Here is an 18952-nt window from a genome sequence, read left to right on the forward strand (position 1 = left end):
AGAGCGTCGTTCCCCACGGGTATGCGCGAGTCGTGCATGCGCAATACGGAAGACGAGGAGGCGATTCGTGAGCAAGTCCATTGAAAACAGCGTTGAATTGCCGAACGGGCAATCGGCACGTTCCGACGCCACCGCCGCGGCGGCGAGCTTCGCGCGCCGCGCATGGCTCAGCGTGCTGCTCGAGCAGGGGCCGTTGATCAGTCTCATTCTGCTTTGCGTGGCGATCTCTCTGATGACGCCGTCGTTTTTGTCGCTGCGCAATTTGCTGAACGTGCTCGATCAGATCACGGTGCTCGGCATCATGGCGCTCGGGATGACCGCGGTCATCATCATCGGGGGTATCGATCTGTCGGTCGGCTCGGTGCTCGCGCTCGGCATGATGGTGATGGGCTGGCTCTCGAACAACGCCGGTTTGCCGTTCGCCGTCGCGATTCCCGCGAGCATTGCCGTGGCTGCGCTATGCGGACTCGCGTCGGGGCTTCTCATCATCGTCTTGCGGTTGCCGGCTTTCATCGCGACGCTCGCCATGATGTCGGTCGCGCGAGGACTCGCGAATCTCATCACGAACGGCGAGCAGATCGTCGGCTATCCGGACTGGTTCACCGCGCTCTCAATCGTGCGGCACTTCGGCTTTCTATCGGCGACGGTCGGGCTCTTCGTCGCGCTCATGATCCTCGGCTTCGTCATCCTGAAATACCGCGCGGCGGGACGCAGTCTCTATGCGATCGGCGGCAGCGCCGAAGTGGCGCGCCTTGCCGGTATCAAGGTGCGTGCCACGACGCTCGCGGTCTATACGCTTTGCGGCGCGCTCGCCGGACTTGCGGCGGTCGTGCTCGCGAGCCGCCTCGATTCGTCGCAGCCGAGCGCCGGAACCGGCTACGAGCTAGACACGATCGCCGCCGTGGTCATTGGCGGAGCGAGTCTCGCCGGCGGCACGGGCACGGTCGTCGGCACGGCCGTCGGCGTGCTGACGATCGGCGTCTTGCGCAATGGACTCAACCTGATCGGCGTCTCGCCGTTCGTTCAGCAGATCGTGATCGGCATGGTGATCGTGCTGGCCGTTGGTGCCGATACGCTGCGTCGTCGCAACGCGTCTTGATGCACGAGCAACCGATCACGAAGCGCACCGAACCCCACCACGCGCCGTTGCCGCAACGCGCACGAGTATGAATTCCACGCGGCTCGACACTATAGGCACTATAACCAGGAGACATTCATGAATCGACGTTTTGCCTGTTCCTCGCTGCTCGCCATCGCGGCTTCACTCGGGTTCGCGTTCGCCGCGCCGAATGCTTCCGCCGCGGGCACGGTTACGGTCGGTCTTGCCGTCGCCAACCTGCAGGCCGATTTCTTCAATCAGATCAAGCAGTCGGTCGAATCGTACGGAAAGCAAAAGGGCGTCAATGTGATCACGGTCGATGCGAAGGGCGATGCAGCGACCCAGGTCAATCAGATCCAGGATCTCCTGACGCGCAAGATCGATGCGCTCATCTATATCCCGGCTGGGGCGACGGCCGCGGGCGTGCCCGTGCGCGCGGCGAAGGCGGCCGGCATTCCGGTGATCGCGGTGGACCGCAATCCGCCCGATGCGCCGGGCGACACCTTCATTGCCACGGACAGCGAAGCCGCGGCACAAGCGCTCGGCGAATGGATCATCAAGCAGACGAAGGGCCATGCGAACATCGCGGAGTTGCAGGGACAACTCGGCACGACGCCCGAGCTCGCGCGTGAAAAGGGCTTCACGAAGGCGATTTCCACGGATCCCGGCGCCAAGGTCGTGACGCGTCAACCCGCCGACTGGGCCCAGGACAAGGGCTTCGCGGTCGCGCAGGACATGCTGCAGCGGACTCCCGATATCGACGTGATCTTCGGCCATGCCGACGCCATGGCGCTCGGCGCCGCGCAAGCCGTCAAGGTCTCGAACGTCGGTCATAAAGTGCTGATCGCGGGCTTCGACGGAGACGTGGCCGGTTTGAAGGCGGTGCGCGATGGCGTGATCGACGTGACGATGACGCAGCAGACGCAACGGATGGGACGCATGGCCGTCGACTCGGCGCTCGCCCTCATCGCGAAGAAGCCTGTGCCGGCGCAGCAACTGCTGCCTGCCACGCTGACGACAAAAGCGAACGTCGCGCCGTTCATTGCTCAGCACCCCTGAATCGAAAACGAAGCGCGCAGACGAACGAGACACGGGACGACAACCGGCCAGCGCGCCGAGTCCGTCCCGCCGACACGGAGCCAGACATGACCTCGAGCGAGCCGACAGCCGGAGCCATAGGCAACGAAGCGGAAGGGCCCGCGCATGACGGCCTGATCGTGCGCGGCATCGGCAAGACGTTCAATCGCAACGTCGTGCTCGGCGGCGTGGATCTCGACGTGCGCCCGGGCACGGTCGTCGCGTTGCTCGGCGAAAACGGCGCGGGCAAATCGACGCTTTCGTCGATCATCGCGGGTGCGCTGCAGCCTGATCCGGGTGGACGCATGTTCTGGGGCGGGAAGGCATACGCGCCGCAGTCGCCTCGCGATGCACTGGCAAGCGGCATCGGGCTCATTCACCAGGAAACGCGTCTGCTGCCCGATCTTTCGATCGCGGAGAACGTCTTTGTCGGTCGCCTGCCGATGAAGCACGGCAAGATCGACCGCGCCGAAATGGCGCGCCGCGCGCAAGAACAACTGCACCGCCTGGGCCTCGACGTGCCGACGAGCCGCCTCGTGCGGACGTTAAGAGTGGCGGCGCAGCAGCAGGTGGAAATTGCCAAGGCGCTCACGCTCGATGCGCGCTTGCTGATTCTCGACGAACCGACAGCCGCGCTCGGCGGTGCCGAGACGGACCGTCTCTTCGAGCAGATCGCGAAATTGCGCGCGCAGGGCGTATCGTTCATCTATATCAGCCATCGTCTCGAGGAAATTGCGCGGATCGCCGACCGCATCGTCGTCTTGCGCGATGGCCAGATGATCGCGACGCACGAGAACGGAAGCGTCCCGCTCAAGACGTTGATCGAGCAGATGGTTGGGCGCAACGTTGAGCGCATTTTTCCGCGGTTCGCGGAGCCGCGCGAACGGGCGATGCTCGAGGTTCGCTCCCTTTGTTCGGCGCAAGGCGCGTTTCGCGACATCTCGTTCTCGGTGCGCGCGGGCGAGGTCTTCGGCATCGCCGGCATCGTCGGCGCCGGCCGTACCGAGCTGGTGAGAGCGATCGCGGGCGCCGACCCCGTGTCGAGCGGCAGCGTGACAGTGGATGGCGAGCCGCTCGACCTGAAGAGCCCGGCGCACGCGATCCGCGCAGGCGTGGTGCTGGTACCGGAAGACCGGAAGGCGCAGGGTGTCGTCCTCGACCATTCGATCGAAGACAATCTGGCGTACGGCAGCCTCGATCGGTTGGGCGCGCACGGCTGGATGCAGCCGCGTGAAGTGCGCGAATTCGCCAATAGGCTCATCGCGCGTCTCGGCGTGAAGGGGCGGCCCCAACAGCGCGCGGGCAATCTCTCGGGCGGCAATCAGCAAAAGGTCGTGCTGGCGAAATGGCTGGCGCGCGAACCGAAGGTCGTCATACTCGACGAGCCGACGCGCGGCATCGATGTCGGAGCGCGTGCCGCGATCTATGAAGTGATCGCAAAGCTGGCCGCGAGCGGCGTCGCCGTCGTCGTCGTCAGTTCGGATCTCGATGAAGTGCTCGGCTTGTCTCACCGCGTCATGGTTCTCGCGCGCGGCAACTGCACGGGAGTGCTCCCCCGTTCGGAGGCCAGCGACGTGCGCGTGATGGAGCTTGCGACGGCGTGAAACGGGCGCGATGATTTCGGCGGCGCCGACTCGATCGGCGCCAAGCGTTGGCTGGCTCACGATTTCCACCCTACGGACTCCCTCAATATGCGATACGTGCTGGCAATCGATCAGGGTACGAGCGGCACCAAAGCGCTGGTATTCGATGCGCAGGGCAACGTCCGCTCGAGGGGATTCACGTCCGTTCGCACGGTTCATCCGCAGGCCGGTTTCGTCGAACAAGATCCAAGTGAGCTCTACCTTTCCGTGCTCAGCGCGGCCTCACAGTGCCTTGCGAATTTCGAGGGAGACCCTTCGCAAATCGCCGGCGTGGCGATTTCGAATCAGCGTGAAACGGCCGTGCTGTGGGACGCGTCGGGTGAGCCTCTCGCGCCGGCCGTATCGTGGCAGTGCCAGCGTTCGCTCAGCATCTGCGAGCAAATGCGCGGCGACGGCATGGCTGCTCGAATCGCGGATCGCACCGGGCTCCTGATCGACCCCTACTTCTCGGCCTCGAAGCTCGTCTGGCTGCACGCTAACGACGCGCGTGCGCGCCATTCGATCGATTCGGGGCAGGCGCGCTTCGGAACCGTCGATAGTTGGCTGCTCTACAAAATGACGCGCGGCGCTTCATATCTGAGCGATTACACGAACGCATCGCGCACGATGCTCTTCAATCTGCGCACGCTCGATTGGGACCGCGAGCTCATCGCCGAATTCGGTCTGTCCGCGCTGAGGCTGCCGGAACTCCGGCCGTCCGCTGCCGACTTCGGCTCGACGGATCTCGAGGGCATATTGCCGAGGGCCGTTCCCGTGGTCGCGATGATCGGCGATTCTCATGCCGCCGCGGTGGGCGAAGGCTGTCTCTCGCCGGGACTCGCGAAGGCGACGATGGGCACCGGGTCGTCCGTGATGATGAACGTCGGGGCGCGCCCTCGAGCGCCTGTCGACGGGCTCGTCTCGACGCTTTGCTTTGCCACTGGCAGCCGCGTCGATTACGCACTCGAAGGGATCGTCATCAGCGCCGGATCGACGCCCGCGTGGTTGAAGGAAAAGCTGGGCCTTTTCGACGATTTCGCGGCGGCCGAACAGGCATTTTGCGAGTTCGACAATGGCGGCGTCTATCTGATTCCGGCGTTTTCCGGCATCGGCTGCCCGCACTGGAAGTATCCGGGCGGCGCGCAAATCGTGGGGCTCGATTTTTCGACTTCATGGCAACACGTTGCGCGAGCCGCATATGAATCGATCGTCTATCAGATCAAAGACGTGATCACGGTCATGGAGCGCGCGGCGCAACTGACGTTGCAAGAGCTCGTGCTCGATGGCGGGCTCGTGCAGCGGCCGTTTCTGCTGCAGTACCTGGCCGATACCCTCGATCGCCCCGTCAGCACGCTCGAGTTGACCGAAGTCTCGGCGGCGGGCGCCGCGGCCCTTGGGTTGTGCCAGCTCGGCTTGATCGACGAGCCGGGCGCCAACCGCGCCATGCGCAAAGTGATGCGCCGTGTCGAGCCAGGAAGCGGCCGCGCGCAGGCGGCGCGCAATCACGCGCAGTGGCTGAATTGGATCGGGCGTTTATGAACGATGAGACTACGAGAGGATAGAACGAGCATGGGCATCGAATTGAAGCGTTTCGAGGGCAAGGTGGTGGTCGTCACGGGCGGAAGTCGCGGCATCGGTCTTGGCATTGCGGAACGCTTTGCCCGGGAAGGCGCAAAGGTATGCGTCTCCGCTAACGAAAAGACCGTGCTCGACGCGGCGGCGCTGCTGCGCGAGGCGGGTTTCGATGCGATCGGCGTCGAGGCGGACGTGACCGACAAAACACAGGTAAAAGCCCTCTATGACGAAGTGACGTCGAAGCTCGGGGAAGTCGATATATCGGTCCAGAACGCGGGTGTCATCACGATCGCGAAGCTGCAGGATCTGACGGAAGCGGAGTGGGACAAGGTGCTCGCCGTCAACACCAAAGGCGTCTTCCTATGCTGCCAGGAAGCGGCCACGCGCATGCTGGCCGCGGGCAAACAAGGACGGCTCATCAACACGGCATCGGGGCAGGCGCGGCAGGGATTCGTCTACACGCCGCACTATGCGGCCAGCAAGTTCGGTGTCGTCGGAATCACGCAAAGCCTTGCCAAGGAGCTCGCGCCGGCCGGCATCACCGTCAACGCGTTTTGCCCGGGCATCATCACGACGGATATGTGGTCGTACAACGACGAAGCGTGGGGCAAGCTCCTCGGCGACTACCTGCCGGGCGAACTGATGGCGGAATGGATCGAGGGCATTCCGATGAAAAGAGCCGGCACCGGCGCCGACGTCGCGGGACTGGTGGCGTTTCTCGCGTCGGACGACGCTTCGTACATCACAGGCCAGACGATCAATGTCGACGGCGGTATGTTCATGTCGTAACTACATGTCATCAGCGCGATCAGCGCAGCCAGAGCGGCGTGCGTGGTTGCGCGGGCGCTTGGCATCGGGCAGGAAGTTTGCTCGGCAGTGGTGAGGCTGGCATTTTGCGCCAGGACGGTGGCGGTCGCCGATCGCTCCCTCGCCGCGCATGACGTCGAAACGTCACGTCATCGACGCGCCCGCCACCACCCAATTCCGATTTCTTGCACACCGATGCGACTCCTATTTGTCATCGGCAATCTGAGCGACTATCACGTGCCTCGCTACGAAGCACTGGCCGAGCTCGCGTCCGCTCGCGGCCATGAGTTGTCGCTCGTCGAGGTGTTCGGCCGCTCGAGTGTCTATCGTTTTCCGCAGGATCGGCGCGCCGCATTCTTCGATAGCGCACCGTCGAATGTCCTCACCTTGATCGAAGATGCCGGCGATGACGACGGGCGCTGGCCGCTCGTGAGTGCGAGATTGCTTGCTGCGTTGCGGCGGCGCACGCCGGATGTCGTCGTGACACTCGGCTACAACACCAGCTATTCGCTGCTGTTGTTGGCGTTGAAGCTCATCCGCAAGCGGTTCTCTTTAATCTATATGTCGGATTCGAAGGCCGATGACGGCCGGCGGTTCGCGATCAAGGAACGTCTGAAGCGCTCGCTGGTGTCGAAGTTCGACGCCGCGTTGGTTGCCGGCGAAAAGCATCGCCGCTACGCGCAATCGCTCGGCATCCCCATGACACGATCCCGAATCGGATTCGATGTCATCGACGTCGAGTACTTCGCGCAGGCGGCCCGCGCCGCACTGACGAGCGAACGGGAGATACGCGAGAAGTTCGCGCTTCCCGCGCGCTACATCGTTTGCGTCAGCCGCTTTGTGCAACGCAAGAACCTCCATTTGCTCATCGACGCCTACTGTCAGTCGTGCGTGCACAAGGCGGGGCTGTCGCTCGTGCTCGTCGGACAGGGTCCAGACGAACACGCAATTCGCGAGCACATCGATCGTCGCGGGATGAAGGACCGGATCGTAATTATCGATTCGGTCACGAACGCGGATATGCCCGGCCTCTATGCGCTGGCGGAATTCATCGTGCTCGCCAGCGCATTCGATCAGTGGGGTCTGTGCATCAGCGAGGCCTCCGCGGCCGGCAAGCCCGCTATCGTGACGCGAACCTGCGGCGTGGCCGACGAGCTCGTCGTGGATGGCGTGAACGGCTTCGTCGTCGAGCCTGGCGATACGAGTGCTCTGAGCGAAAGGATGGTGCGGCTCGCGACGAACGCTCAGCTTCGCACGCGCTTCGCACAGGCGGCTCAGGCGTCGGTGCGCCGCTGGACGCCCGCCCTCTTTGCTAAAAATGTCATCGAACTGGCCGAGCAACTGACGGGGGCGACCGTCCGTCCTCGCGCGGCCGCCGTCGAAAGCTAGTGCCCGCGGCTCGCACGGCCTCGCGTGGGCAATCTCAAAGGTTCGGCGCGAAAGTTTGATTGGTCTTCGTCATGACGCCGCGCTTGAGCGTGCGAACGACGGCGTATGCGGTGCTCATTCGTTCGACGCGCAGCCGTTGCTTGAGCGCCGCACCGAAGCCGTTGAGAAAGTGGAAGGTGGACGCGTTGCCGAAACCGTCGAAGTCGAAAGTCAGCTCACGACGGATCGCTTCCTGAACCGCCGTCCAGAGCAAGAGGCTGATCGTTCCGCTATGGGCGCCCGGACTTCGCGTCGAAATCAGGTAGTACATCGTGTGCCTGTCCCAAACGAGGCCGATTGCACCGACGAGCCGCGCGTGCTCGTACGCCCCCAGCAGGCATCCTGCGCGGCGCTCGACGAACGCGTTGACGAGCGCGCCCATGATCGCGCTGCCGTAGGCGTTCCGCCGCGATCGAGAGGCGAGGTTCGATTCGTAAAATCGCAGAAATTCGCTCGTATCGTCGATGGGCACGACCTCGAGCGCCTTGCGCGCGCTGCGGATCGCGTTGCGCGTTTTGGAATCCATGCGCGTCCATACCTCGCTCGCCCTGCAAAGCGGTGAGATCTGCAACGTGTAGCGTGCGGATACGGTAAAACCGTGCAGCGCGAATGCCAATGCATCCTTCACGTGATAGTCGAACAACTGCGAAAAACTCTCTACGCTGGGCAGTTGCTCGATGAGCCGCGACGTCACCTGCAAGCGGTAGCGCAGTTCGTGAGCGGCATCGAGCCCCATTGGCAGGATTGCCGGGCCTAACGTTCGCGTGAGGGGCGGCAGGCCGCAGACGCGCCATATGCCCTTGCGCGTGACGTGATAAGGCAATTCGCCGAGCACTTGATTGCCGTGGACGACTCGCGCCGATTTCCACTGCCCATCGGTCGCGATATCGAGCCACCACGGCTCGTGGAAAATCGACAGGGCCGACGAAGCGTCGAGCGGAGGGGACCCGCCCGCGATAGCAGACGCTATGTCGGGAACCCCGCGAAGTCGCAGCGCGCTTCCATCATAGGTGAACGTCACTTGGGTCTCCTCCCCACTGCTTTTCCTCGCGATGCAAGAGCCATACCACGCTTGTCGAGGGCGCCAACCGGGCAAGCTACATGCTTGCGGTGGGTATGGCGTTGATGAGGGTGGGACGACATGCTGGCCAGGGTTGCAACATTGCCGTATCCGGTCCGCGCGGCTGCCGGGGCTGCGCTTAGGCGCGAAGTGCGCAAGGTTCATTCGAGGGAGGAGTTCGCCGCATTACGTGATTCGTGGGAGGCGCTTGCCGCCAATGTCCCGGACTGCCCCGGGCATATGACGTTCGACTACTGCGAGCTCGCGGCTCAGCGCATATTGACGAAAGGCGGATCGGTCAGCGTGGCGATGGTGTTCAGCGGCTCGGCTTTAGTCGCCTTATGGCCTCTCGCAATCGTCACGAAGGGCTTGGTGCGCATGGCAAAAGGGCTGACGTGTGGAACCGGTGACGAATACGGTGGGCCGCTCGTCGATGCGCGCGCGAATGCCGCGGTCTATGCAGCGGCGGTCGCCGCGGTACGGCAAGTGGATGCCGATGTGCTCGAAGTCGCGCTGGTCCGGGACGGAAGCCCGCTGCAGCGCGCGCTCGATCAGGGCTTGCCGCAATCGTGGGTGCGCTCGCTGCTGCCCGAGCGGTGGCGGGGACTGCCTGGGTTCACTGCGTCGTTGCGCGACTTCCCGCGCTGGGACGATTACGTCTCGACTCGATCCAAGTCGCTTCGCAGCACGCTGCGGTACAGGCACAAGCGGCTCGATGCACAAGGTCGTGCGGAGTTCGGATGGTGCCGAACCGTCAACGACGCCGCGTTCGTGCTGAGGTGGCTCCTCGAAAACAAGCGAAGATGGGCCCGCGCGCATGGCGCCTACGTCCCCTATCTGCGTGACGATGGCCTGAGGGATTTCTTTGTCGCACTCGCACGGCGAACGGACCTGCGGACAACGCCGATCGTCTCCTATGTGCGTGTGGACGGCGTACCCGTTGCGGCGTCGATCAATCTCGTCGGAACGCGGACCGTCGAGGGACTCGTCACGACTTATGACGAGAGGTTTGCCGCCTGCTCGGTTGGTGCCTTGCTTGCGGAATTCCTCGTCAAATGGGCGCATTCGACGCATCGAAATTTCGACTTTCGACCGCTTTACGCCACTTACAAAGAAAGCTGGGCAAACTGCCGGACGTGGCATGAAACGAGGGTCGCGGTCATTCAGCCGCGCGGACGTCTCATCGAGCTTTCGCAGATCCTCGTTCTGCTCGGCCGTGTCAAGAGAAAGCTGCTTGGCGAGCGGGCGGCCTGAGCGACTTCGGCGGTTGCCAATGCTGGCGGCAAGCTGGCTGAATGCGCTAGCGACGGGTACCCGTTGCCAGCGATCGACCGCGTACGCGGACTTCCGGTATGCGCACAGCGTCGGCGGTGACGACCGGCGACCGGTGCGCGGACAGGCGGGGTATAGGTTCCGCTGGTAAAAAATGGCGCACGAATGCGACAAATAACGCAAACGTTTGCGAATTGAAGGCGCAAACGATTAACGAATTGAGCACCATTTTTTTCAAGGTCAGATTGACAAAATTTGACTATTTGCTGGACCAATCTGTTTATAATGCGCTCCGCTCGGGGAAGCGCTGCCACAGCTGGCGCGCCTTCAGGAGACCATTTCCAGCGGCATCGACCGTCGAGGCATCTGTCGAGGCTGTCCGCATCGGGCATTCGTCTAGCGTCAAAGCGTTTTATCGTTTCTGCGGGGCTTTGCCTTGGGGGCGAAAAAGCGTTAACGAAACGTTAACAAAACGTTAACAAAACCAAGACTATGGCCGCGCGAATATTGTCGATATTTGGTACACGCCCGGAAGCCATCAAAATGGCTCCGCTCGTCATGCAGCTCGAACGGGAAACGGAGATCGAATCGATCGTCTGCGTGACGGGGCAACACGGCTCGATGCTCAGTCAGGTGCTCGACCTGTTCGGTCTCGTGCCGAGCTACGACCTTGCGCTGATGAAAGTCGACCAGACGCTCAATGGCCTGACTGCCCGCCTCGTTGCCGCGCTCGACGAAGTCCTCATCGCCGAACAGCCCGATCGTGTGCTCGTCCACGGCGACACGACGACAGCCGCTGCCGCGGCGATCGCGGCTTTCCATCGCGGCATTGCGATCGGACATGTCGAAGCCGGGTTGCGCACAGGCAATATGCGGCAGCCCTGGCCCGAGGAAATGAATCGCCGCGTCGTGGACGTCATGAGCGACCTGATGTTTGCACCGACTGCACGCTCGAAGGCGAACCTCGCGGCCGAGCGGCTGCAAGGCAGGATCATCGTGACGGGGAACACGGTGATCGACGCGCTGCTGGCGACCGCTGCCCGCATAGACGGCGATGCGGCGCTGCGCAGCCGACTCGATGCCGAATTGCCGACGCTCGACGATACCTTGCCTTTGCTGTTGGTCACGGGGCACCGCCGAGAGAGCTTCGGCGACGGCTTTGCCCGCATCTGCGAAGCGCTCAACGACCTGGCCCGTACCGGGCGCGTGCAGATCGTCTACCCCGTCCACCTCAATCCGAACGTGCGCGGCCCGGTGCAGGAGACGCTCGGCAGCGTGCCCAACGTCCACCTCATCGAACCGCTCGATTATCTCGGATTCGTCAGGCTCATGCAGCGCGCAGCGATCATCCTGACCGACTCAGGCGGTGTGCAGGAGGAGGCGCCGGCTCTCGGCAAGCCGGTGCTCGTGATGCGCGACGTGACCGAGCGTCCGGAGGCGGTGGAGGCCGGCACTGTGCGCCTCGTCGGCACCAGTCGCCGTGGCATCCATGACGCGGTGCTGGCCTGTGTCGAACAGCTTGGCGATTCGCGCGCCGCTTTGCCGCGCAATCCATATGGCGATGGCCGGGCATCCGAACGGATCGCGGCCGTGCTGGCCGGCCGACCCTATGACGAGTTCGGGAGCGACGCCATGCCAGTCGTAGCCGCCGCCGCGTGCGCACAATCCGCGCGCCTCGAGCTCAACGCGCACGCCGACGCCGAATTGCCCTGAATACGCCGTCGCGCGCACCGTGCGCGCCCGGTCCCGTTGCCCTTTTCGACATCAGACCATCGTGAATCCAGCTCTCGCATCGTGCGCCGATCGTGCGCCAGGTATACGCCGTAACCCGGTTTTCGGTCGCCTGACCGTCGCCGCTTCGTGGCTGCTAGGCTGCTCGCTCGCGGCTGTGGGCAGCGGCGCGGCGGCGCAACCGGCCGCACCCGCGGCGGCTTCCGCCGTCGAGGCGCCAGCGCGCATCGGAGACTTCGCGCAGGCGCTCGCCAACCCGGGCAACAGCGTGATCGCGCGCACCGTCGTGTTGAGCCGCCTCGGCGTGCGCGACACGGTCCTGCTCGACGCGCCGCAATCGATCCGCGAATACTATTTGCCGGTCCCCGCCGGCGTGCCGCTCGACGGCGCCGAATTGCACGTCGATGCCGACTATCTGCGCGCCGACGGCGGTCGGACGACGATGCTGGTCTCGCTCGATGGCTCGCCCGTATTCGCCCGCGGCTTCACGCAGCCGAGCGGCGACGCGGCCGCCGCGCTCGGCGTGAGCGGCGATCCGCGTGCGAGCGGATTTGTCCGCGTCGCATTCACGTGGTCGTCGGTGATCGATAACGCGGTGTGCGCGGACCAGACCGCGATCGGCAATGTGCTGCGCGTCGCGCCGACCACGCGCCTCACGTATCGCTACGACACGAACGACGTGAAAGACCTGCGCACGGCGTTGACGGCGTTGCCGCAAACGCCGTCGATCGTCGTCGCGGGGCAGCACGTTGATGCGCCGAGCTACGATGCCGCCTGGCGCGCCGCCGCACTGATGCAGCGCGACGGACGCGAAGTCTCGATCCATGCCTGGCCGAAAGTAGGCGACACAATCGACCTCGGCACGCTCAACGTGCCTGCCGCGCTGCGCGTATTGCCCGCTTTCGCCGCGCTCGCGGCAGGCGGAAACCACCGGCTCGCGAGCGATGCGGAAATTGGCGCGTTGGTCGCACTCGCGCCCGAGCGCGTATGGTCCGCCAACCTGATCGTCGCCGACGATGCGCTGCGCGCGGCGCTCAACGCATCGCTCGACGCATTGCAAGCGCAGGCCCAAAGCGTCTCTCGCGAAGATGCCGACGCGCTCGACGCGTGGCGCAAGCTTGCGCTGGCGCCGCTTGCGACGCCGCTGGCGGCGGGGGAAACCCGGCTCGTGCATCTCGGCGGGCAGGCGGCGATCGTCGTAAGCGACAGCAAGGCGATCGACGTGCTCGCGCAAGCATGGCGTCCCGTCGATGTATCGGACCAGCTCGTCGTGCACGACATCGAGAGCGGCGCGAACGGCAAGGCCGACGTCGTCGCGCTCGCAGCGCTGGGCGGCGAGCCGCGTTCGGTCGACGTTAGAGGCGAGGCGTCGTGGAGCGCGGCCTTCGACACGGGCGCCGTTGCGAGCGCCGGACGTCTGCCCAAGGACGTCGTGCTCGATCTGGCCGCCGCGCCGAACAGCTCCGGCAACCGGCCGGTCGCTTCGATCTACTTCAACGACGTGCTGATCGGCGCGAAGCTGCTCGACGCGAATGGCCGCACGCAACGCGTCGTAGCCGCCATTCCGCCCTACGCGCTGGCCGCGCGCAACGTGCTGCGCGTGACGTTCAAGCGTCCGCCCGACGGCGGCTGCACGACCCGGCTCGGGTACCCGGTCGCCGTGCTGCCGAGCAGCCATCTGACGCTCGCGCGCGGCGACGGCGACGACAGTTTCACCGGCATGGTGGCGCGCTTCGCGCAGAGCGCCAACCTCATGATCCCCGCGTCGTATCTCGCCGACGCGCCCGCGACACTGCGGCGCGTGGCGCGCCTCGCGGACGCGGTCGGTGTCGCCCCGCAGCGAGCCGTGCTCACCGTGACGCCCGACGGCCAGGATGCGACGCCGGGCGGACCCTTCTTCGCGATCGACGTGCCGCTTGCCGGCGCCAAATCGCATGTGCGCGTCGCCAACGATGGGCTCTCGATTCTGGGCCCCGACGAGGCGCCGCTCTACGATGTCGGCGGTGTCGCGAAGCTGACGGGCATCGGCGTGCTCGATGTGGAGCATGCGGGCGGCACGGCGGGCGTGGTGTATCGCAGCGTCGGCAAGCACGCACCGATCCTGCCGACGTCGTTTCAGCTTGCGCGAGGCGACGTCGCGGTGATCGACAGCAGCGGCGTGCTGCGGCAGCTCGATACCGTGCACGCGGGCTCGTTGCCGGAAGGCAGCGCCGCGACCCCGTGGACGCAGCAGTGGCTCATGTGGGTCGTGCCGGCCGCGATCGTAGCCGCCTTCGCCGTATTGCTCCTGCTGGCTTCGTTCGTGCGCCGGAGCAAGGAGCGCAACCGGGCCGGCGAGTGAGCTTGGACGCCATGGATCTCTACGCCGCCTACTACGCTGCGCAGTACTACGACTGGCTGCGTTCGTGCGCATGCTTGATTGCGGTGCTGATCCTGCTTTCGAGCGCCGACGATCTCTTCGTGGACCTGTGGTACTGGGTCCGCGAAGCGTGGCGCACGGCGACGATCAAGCGCGTGTATCGGCCGCTGACGGTCGAGCAGCTCCATGCGCGCGCGGAACAGCCGCTGGCGATCATGGTGCCCGCCTGGCTCGAGTACGACGTCATCGCGGCGATGATCGAGGACATGGTGCGCGTGCTCGACTATCGCAACTACATCGTATTCGTCGGCACCTACCGCAACGATGCGCGCACGATCGCGGAAGTGGAGCGCATGCGGCGCCGCTACCGTCAGTTGCGTCGCGTCGAGGTGCCGCACGACGGCCCCACCTGCAAGGCCGATTGCCTGAACTGGGTGATACAAGCGATCTTCAAATACGAGCGCGAAGCAGGGATCGAGTTCGCGGGGGTCGTCCTCCACGACAGCGAAGACGTGCTGCATCCGATTGAGCTGAAGTTCTTCAACTACCTGCTGCCGCGCAAGGACATGATCCAGCTGCCGGTGGCATCGCTCGAGCGGCATTGGTACGAACTCGTGGCCGGCACCTACATGGACGAGTTCGCCGAATGGCATGCGAAGGATCTCGTCGTGCGCGAGAGCCTCGCGGGCGCCGTGCCCTCGGCGGGCGTCGGCACCTGTTTTTCGCGGCGCGCGCTGCTGGCGCTCGTGGCCGCGACGCAAAACCAGCCATTTAATACGGAAAGCCTCACGGAGGATTACGACATCGGCGCGCGCCTGCGCAAACTCGGCATGCAGTCGATCTTCGCGCGCTTCCCGGTGCAGTTCCGCTCGCGCCGCACGGCGTGGTTCGGGTTCGGCAAATCGCGCGAGGTGACGATCACGATGCCGCTTTGCGTCCGCGAATTCTTTCCGGACACATTGCGCACGTCGTATCGGCAGCGCGCACGCTGGGCCCTGGGTATTGGCCTCCAAGGCTGGAAGCTCACGGGCTGGTCCGGTTCGCTCGCGAACCGCTATCTGCTGTTCCGCGATCGCAAGGGAATCGTGGCCGCGTTCGTCAGCATCGCCGCGTACGTGCTGTTGATTCAGTTTCTGATCTTCATGGCCGCGGGCGCGATGGGGCTCGCGCCCGATCTGCCGCGATCGCCGTTCGTCGATTCCCGATGGATGCAGACCGTGCTCTGGCTCAACGGTGTCGCGGTGATCCTGCGTGTCGTCCAGCGCGTCTACTTCGTCACCCGGCTCTACGGCTGGGAGCACGGCTTGATGTCGATCCCTCGCATGGTGGTCGCCAATTTCATCAACTTCCTCGCCGTATCCCGTGCCTGGCGGCTCTTTCTCGCGCATCTCGTTACCGGCAAGCGGCTGGCCTGGGACAAGACGATGCACGACTTTCCGTCGGCGGACGGCCTGACGGGCGGCCGCCGTCAGCGGCTCGGGGAATTGCTGCTGTCGTGGCAGGCGATCGACTCGGAGCGGCTCGAGCAGGCACTCGGCGAAAGCCACGCGCGCGAAGCACCCCTTGGGCGCGTGCTGATGGCCAAAGGCTGGCTCGACGAAGAAACGCTCGCCGAAGCCATTGCGTTTCAGGCCGACTTACCTCGCGGCAGGCTGAACATCGAGCGGTTGCCGCTCGATGCCGATCGTTTGCCGCTCGATACGATCGTGCGCCATCGGGTGTTGCCGCAGGCCGATGAGTCGGACCCGTCGGGGGAGCATACGGTGCTCTTGACTGCAAGCCCCGTCGCCGAGGCAGTACTCGTTGAAATCGGCGCAAGCGTCCGGGGCTCCGTCACGCAACACATCGTCCGCGAAGGGGAGATTGCAGCAGGATTGCGTGCGCTGCGCGGCGTCGCCACGATGGCTGCCGTGTCCGACGGGGCGGCCGCAGACGATGGCGTCGCGCCTGTGCCGACGCGCGGCGTGCCGCTCCTTGGCGATCTGCTCATCGAGCACGGTCACGTGAGTCGTGAGGCTTTCGAAACCGCCATGCAGCACTATCGCCCAGAAGAGCACGGTCGCATCGGCGACTACATGGTGGCGTGCGACGTGATCTCGCGTGACGCGCTCGAAAACGTCATCCAGGAACAGCGCCGTCTGCAAAGCGCATTGGCGGCAACGCAATGATCGAATCGATTCTCAAACGGCGCGCGGCGCTCACGCGCTCGATCGCGGCAAACGCTTGCCGAGTGTTGCGCGCAAGCGACCCGGCGTCCCCGTTCCGGCGAAACACCCATCCGTCGTCGATGCCCAGCCGGACCGTCACGCGAGCGGCGCTGGCCTTCGCCCTGGCAGCGGGTCTCTCCTGCGCGGGCGGTGCGGCGCTTGCGCAACCTGCCGCCCATGCGCAAGCGGCGGGCGTCGAGCGTATCCCGCTGCCGCTCGAAGGCGCCGCCTACCGTGTTGCGCAGGAAGCGTATGCCGCCTATGGGCGAGGCGACTATAAGCTCGCGATCGCACGCGCGCGCGAAGCAATCCGCCAGCGGCCCGATGTGGTATCGCTGCGCCTCTTGCTTGCCAACGTGCTTGCCGCGCAGCGCCGCTATGGCGAAGCGAGCCGGTCGCTGCGCGAGGCCATCGCGCAACTCGGCGCGGACCACGCGCTCGTTTCGCGACGCCGGCAGATCGACGCGCTCGGCGCATCGACGCGCGCCGTCGCACGTGCGGGCCATTCGAAGCCGGCGGCCGATCCCGACCGATTGACCGGCGCCGCCTATAGCGCCGCGCAGCAGGCCTACAAGGCGTACAACGCGAAGGACTTCGCGAGCGCGGTCAAGTATGCGCAAGAGGCGATCGCGCTGCGTCCCGATGTGCTGCGGCTGCGTCTGCTGCTGATCGACGCGGCCGGCGCCGCCGGCGATGACAAGCTCGCGTGGGACGCCGACGTCGACGCCGTGAAGCGCCTCGGCGACAACGAAGATCTGCGCCTGCGGCGTCTGTTCGTCGGTTCGCGGCTTTCGCTGAAGGCGTCCGTCGATGCGTACGACGCTCGGGCAAAGGGCGATTTCGCGGGCGCGGAGCAGGCGGCGCGCAATGCGGTCGACTATGCGCCGGACGCAATCGATTATCGGATCGAGCTCTTCGACGTGCTCGCGGCCCAGCGCGAGTGGCCGGCGCTCGAGGCGGCGGCGAGCGACGCGATCGTCTACGACAACACCGAACTGATGCCGTATGTCTTCCGCGCATACGCACGGGCCGCGCAGCAGCGATTCGACGCGGCCGAGCCGGACCTCGACCAGGTCTTCCGCGACAACGACGCCACGCACGCGAGTCAGAACATCGCGCGCGCGATCGCGGCCGACATCTGGATCGAGGAGGGCCGACCGCAGCGTGCGCTCGAGAAGCTCACGGCGCTGCGCCCGACCGGGGACGATAGCGATGCGCTGATCGTCGAGCGGATCGATCGCGCGCGGCGGCGTATCGGCGCGGCCGCACGCACGTCGGCGGGTGCCGCGGCATCCGCACCGGCGGCTGCTTCGACCGCTTCGGCTGTTTCTACCGCAGTGGGCGCTTCGTCTGCTTCACGCGTTGCATCTACTTCCACTGCTTCGCCTGCGACCCCGGTCGATGCCCACGCGCTCGCCGCGCAGGTGGCCGCGAATGCGCGCCCGTCCGTCGAATGCGACGTCGACGAGTTTGGTGCCGGCTGCGATCCATCGCCGGCGGATCCGGGATTCGCGGCGGCACGCGCGTCCGAGCGGGCCGCCGAGCGCGGCGACAAGAAGGGCGCCGTGCGCTTCGCGCGGGACGCCGTCGCGGCCGCGCCAACGAGCGCGTTACATCGCATGGAGCTCGTCGATGCGCTCGACGATGCGGGCCAGACGAAGGAGGCCGCTACCGAGGCGCGCGCGATGGTCCGCGACGGCATGCTCGACGCGCTGACGCCGATTTCGGCGGCGTACGTTGCGCTGCGCGCCGGCGACGACAAGCGTGCCGTGCGCGATTTCCGACGCGCGGCGAAGAGCGGCAAGCTGTCGGCCGACGAGTTCGCCGACGCGGGCTACGCCGGTCTCGCGGCGGACCACGATGCCGATGCGGCACGCTATTTCGAGCGCGCGATCGACGCGTCCTCGGGCGCGAAGACGAGTTCACCGGCGGCGCGCCAGCAAGTCGAGGACCTGCGCAGCGCGCACGCCGAGGCGACGCGCAAGTGGGGCTTCGAAGCCTCGCTTGGCTACCGTAGCGCCGGGCTGCAGTCCGGTTTCACGGCGACGCCGTCGCCGACGATCACGAACAACTGGCAGGCGGGTGTCGAGGCGTACTGGCGGCCGTTCGGCAGTCTCGGCGATCGGCTGTTCGAAGTCTATGCGCGCGGCGACGAAAGCTTCGGCGTGAAGGGCGGGGACGCGAGCGGCGCGAGCACGCTCGAGGCGGCGTTCGGCGCGCGTGCGAAGCCGTTCGCGGATCTCGATGCGATCGTCGCGTTCGAGCGGATCGTGGCGATCGGCTCGCGGGCGCAGGGCGACTGGCTTGCGCGGATTGGCTACTCGGGCGGCATCGGCACCGAGCGGCGCATCGACGTGCCGTCCTGGTGGACGGTCCAGGGGTACGCCGAAGCGGGGCACTTCGTCAACGCGGGCTCGACGTATGCGACGGCGAGCCTCGAAGCAGGGCGCACGTTCCGGATTGACCGCGTAACGCCACGCTGGACGGTGTTCCCGTATGCCGTGATCGGCGCCGACTACGACTCGAGCATCGACCGCAGCATCCCGCTCGGCGCGGGGCTCGGCGTGTCGACGCGCTATGTGTTCCGCGACAGCAAGTACGATGCGCCGCGCTCGTATGTCGACCTCTCGCTGCAATACCGGCTCAGGTTGGCAGGCGACGATCGTGCGCGCGGGGTGTTTTTCGAAACGGTGTTTTCTTACTGATCGGCGCGCG

12 protein-coding genes are annotated in these 18952 nt (G+C 65.4%); 11 read left to right on the forward strand and 1 reads right to left on the reverse strand.

The window, feature by feature from the left end:
* Window positions 1–67 precede the first annotated feature (67 nt).
* From AB4Y31_RS22775 to AB4Y31_RS22800, 6 genes are all read left to right on the forward strand, one after another.
* Window positions 68–1099, forward strand: a complete 1032-nt coding sequence (locus tag AB4Y31_RS22775) for an ABC transporter permease (RefSeq protein ID WP_219909846.1) — start codon at window positions 68–70, stop codon at window positions 1097–1099.
* 117 nt (window positions 1100–1216) lie between these two features.
* The gene (locus AB4Y31_RS22780) at window positions 1217–2158 is read left to right on the forward strand and encodes a sugar ABC transporter substrate-binding protein (RefSeq protein ID WP_368675896.1); all 942 of its coding nucleotides are present in this window, start codon (window positions 1217–1219) and stop codon (window positions 2156–2158) included.
* An 86-nt stretch (window positions 2159–2244) separates the two neighbouring features.
* The gene (locus tag AB4Y31_RS22785; protein WP_368675897.1) at window positions 2245–3780 is read left to right on the forward strand and encodes a sugar ABC transporter ATP-binding protein; all 1536 of its coding nucleotides are present in this window, start codon (window positions 2245–2247) and stop codon (window positions 3778–3780) included.
* A gap of 87 nt (window positions 3781–3867) precedes the next feature.
* Window positions 3868–5337: an FGGY family carbohydrate kinase gene (locus tag AB4Y31_RS22790; protein WP_368675898.1), complete on the forward strand. Its 1470-nt coding sequence runs from the start codon at window positions 3868–3870 to the stop codon at window positions 5335–5337.
* Between the two features lie 30 nt (window positions 5338–5367).
* Entirely contained in the window at window positions 5368–6162 is a 795-nt protein-coding gene (locus AB4Y31_RS22795) for a glucose 1-dehydrogenase (protein ID WP_368675899.1), read from the forward strand.
* Window positions 6163–6375: 213 nt separating this feature from the next.
* On the forward strand, window positions 6376–7569 hold the full coding sequence (locus AB4Y31_RS22800) for a glycosyltransferase family 4 protein (protein ID WP_368675900.1): 1194 nt from the start codon (window positions 6376–6378) through the stop codon (window positions 7567–7569).
* A 34-nt stretch (window positions 7570–7603) separates the two neighbouring features.
* Here the strand turns inward: AB4Y31_RS22800 and AB4Y31_RS22805 are convergent, their stop codons facing one another.
* Entirely contained in the window at window positions 7604–8629 is a 1026-nt protein-coding gene (locus tag AB4Y31_RS22805) for a GNAT family N-acetyltransferase (RefSeq protein WP_368675901.1), read from the reverse strand.
* A gap of 120 nt (window positions 8630–8749) precedes the next feature.
* Here AB4Y31_RS22805 and AB4Y31_RS22810 point away from each other — a divergent pair, with 120 nt between their 5' ends.
* The 5 genes from AB4Y31_RS22810 to AB4Y31_RS22830 all read left to right on the forward strand — a co-directional run bounded on the left by AB4Y31_RS22810 (window position 8750) and on the right by AB4Y31_RS22830 (window position 18942).
* A complete protein-coding gene (locus tag AB4Y31_RS22810) occupies window positions 8750–9922 on the forward strand; it encodes a GNAT family N-acetyltransferase (protein WP_368675902.1) in 1173 nt (390 codons plus the stop codon).
* 510 nt (window positions 9923–10432) lie between these two features.
* Window positions 10433–11653 carry a non-hydrolyzing UDP-N-acetylglucosamine 2-epimerase gene (wecB, locus tag AB4Y31_RS22815; protein WP_368675903.1) on the forward strand — a complete coding sequence of 407 codons (1221 nt, stop codon included), beginning with the start codon at window positions 10433–10435 and terminating at the stop codon, window positions 11651–11653.
* Window positions 11654–11714: 61 nt separating this feature from the next.
* Entirely contained in the window at window positions 11715–14012 is a 2298-nt protein-coding gene (locus tag AB4Y31_RS22820) for a cellulose synthase (RefSeq protein ID WP_368675904.1), read from the forward strand.
* A gap of 11 nt (window positions 14013–14023) precedes the next feature.
* Window positions 14024–16198 carry a glycosyl transferase family protein gene (locus tag AB4Y31_RS22825; RefSeq protein ID WP_368675905.1) on the forward strand — a complete coding sequence of 725 codons (2175 nt, stop codon included), beginning with the start codon at window positions 14024–14026 and terminating at the stop codon, window positions 16196–16198.
* On the forward strand, window positions 16195–18942 hold the full coding sequence (locus AB4Y31_RS22830; RefSeq protein ID WP_368675906.1) for a bacteriophage N4 adsorption protein A: 2748 nt from the start codon (window positions 16195–16197) through the stop codon (window positions 18940–18942). Before AB4Y31_RS22825 ends, AB4Y31_RS22830 begins: the two co-directional genes overlap by 4 nt.
* Window positions 18943–18952: the final 10 nt, after the last annotated feature.

It is taken from the genome of Trinickia sp. EG282A (assembly GCF_040965455.1).
GTDB classification, from domain to species: domain Bacteria; phylum Pseudomonadota; class Gammaproteobacteria; order Burkholderiales; family Burkholderiaceae; genus Trinickia; species Trinickia symbiotica.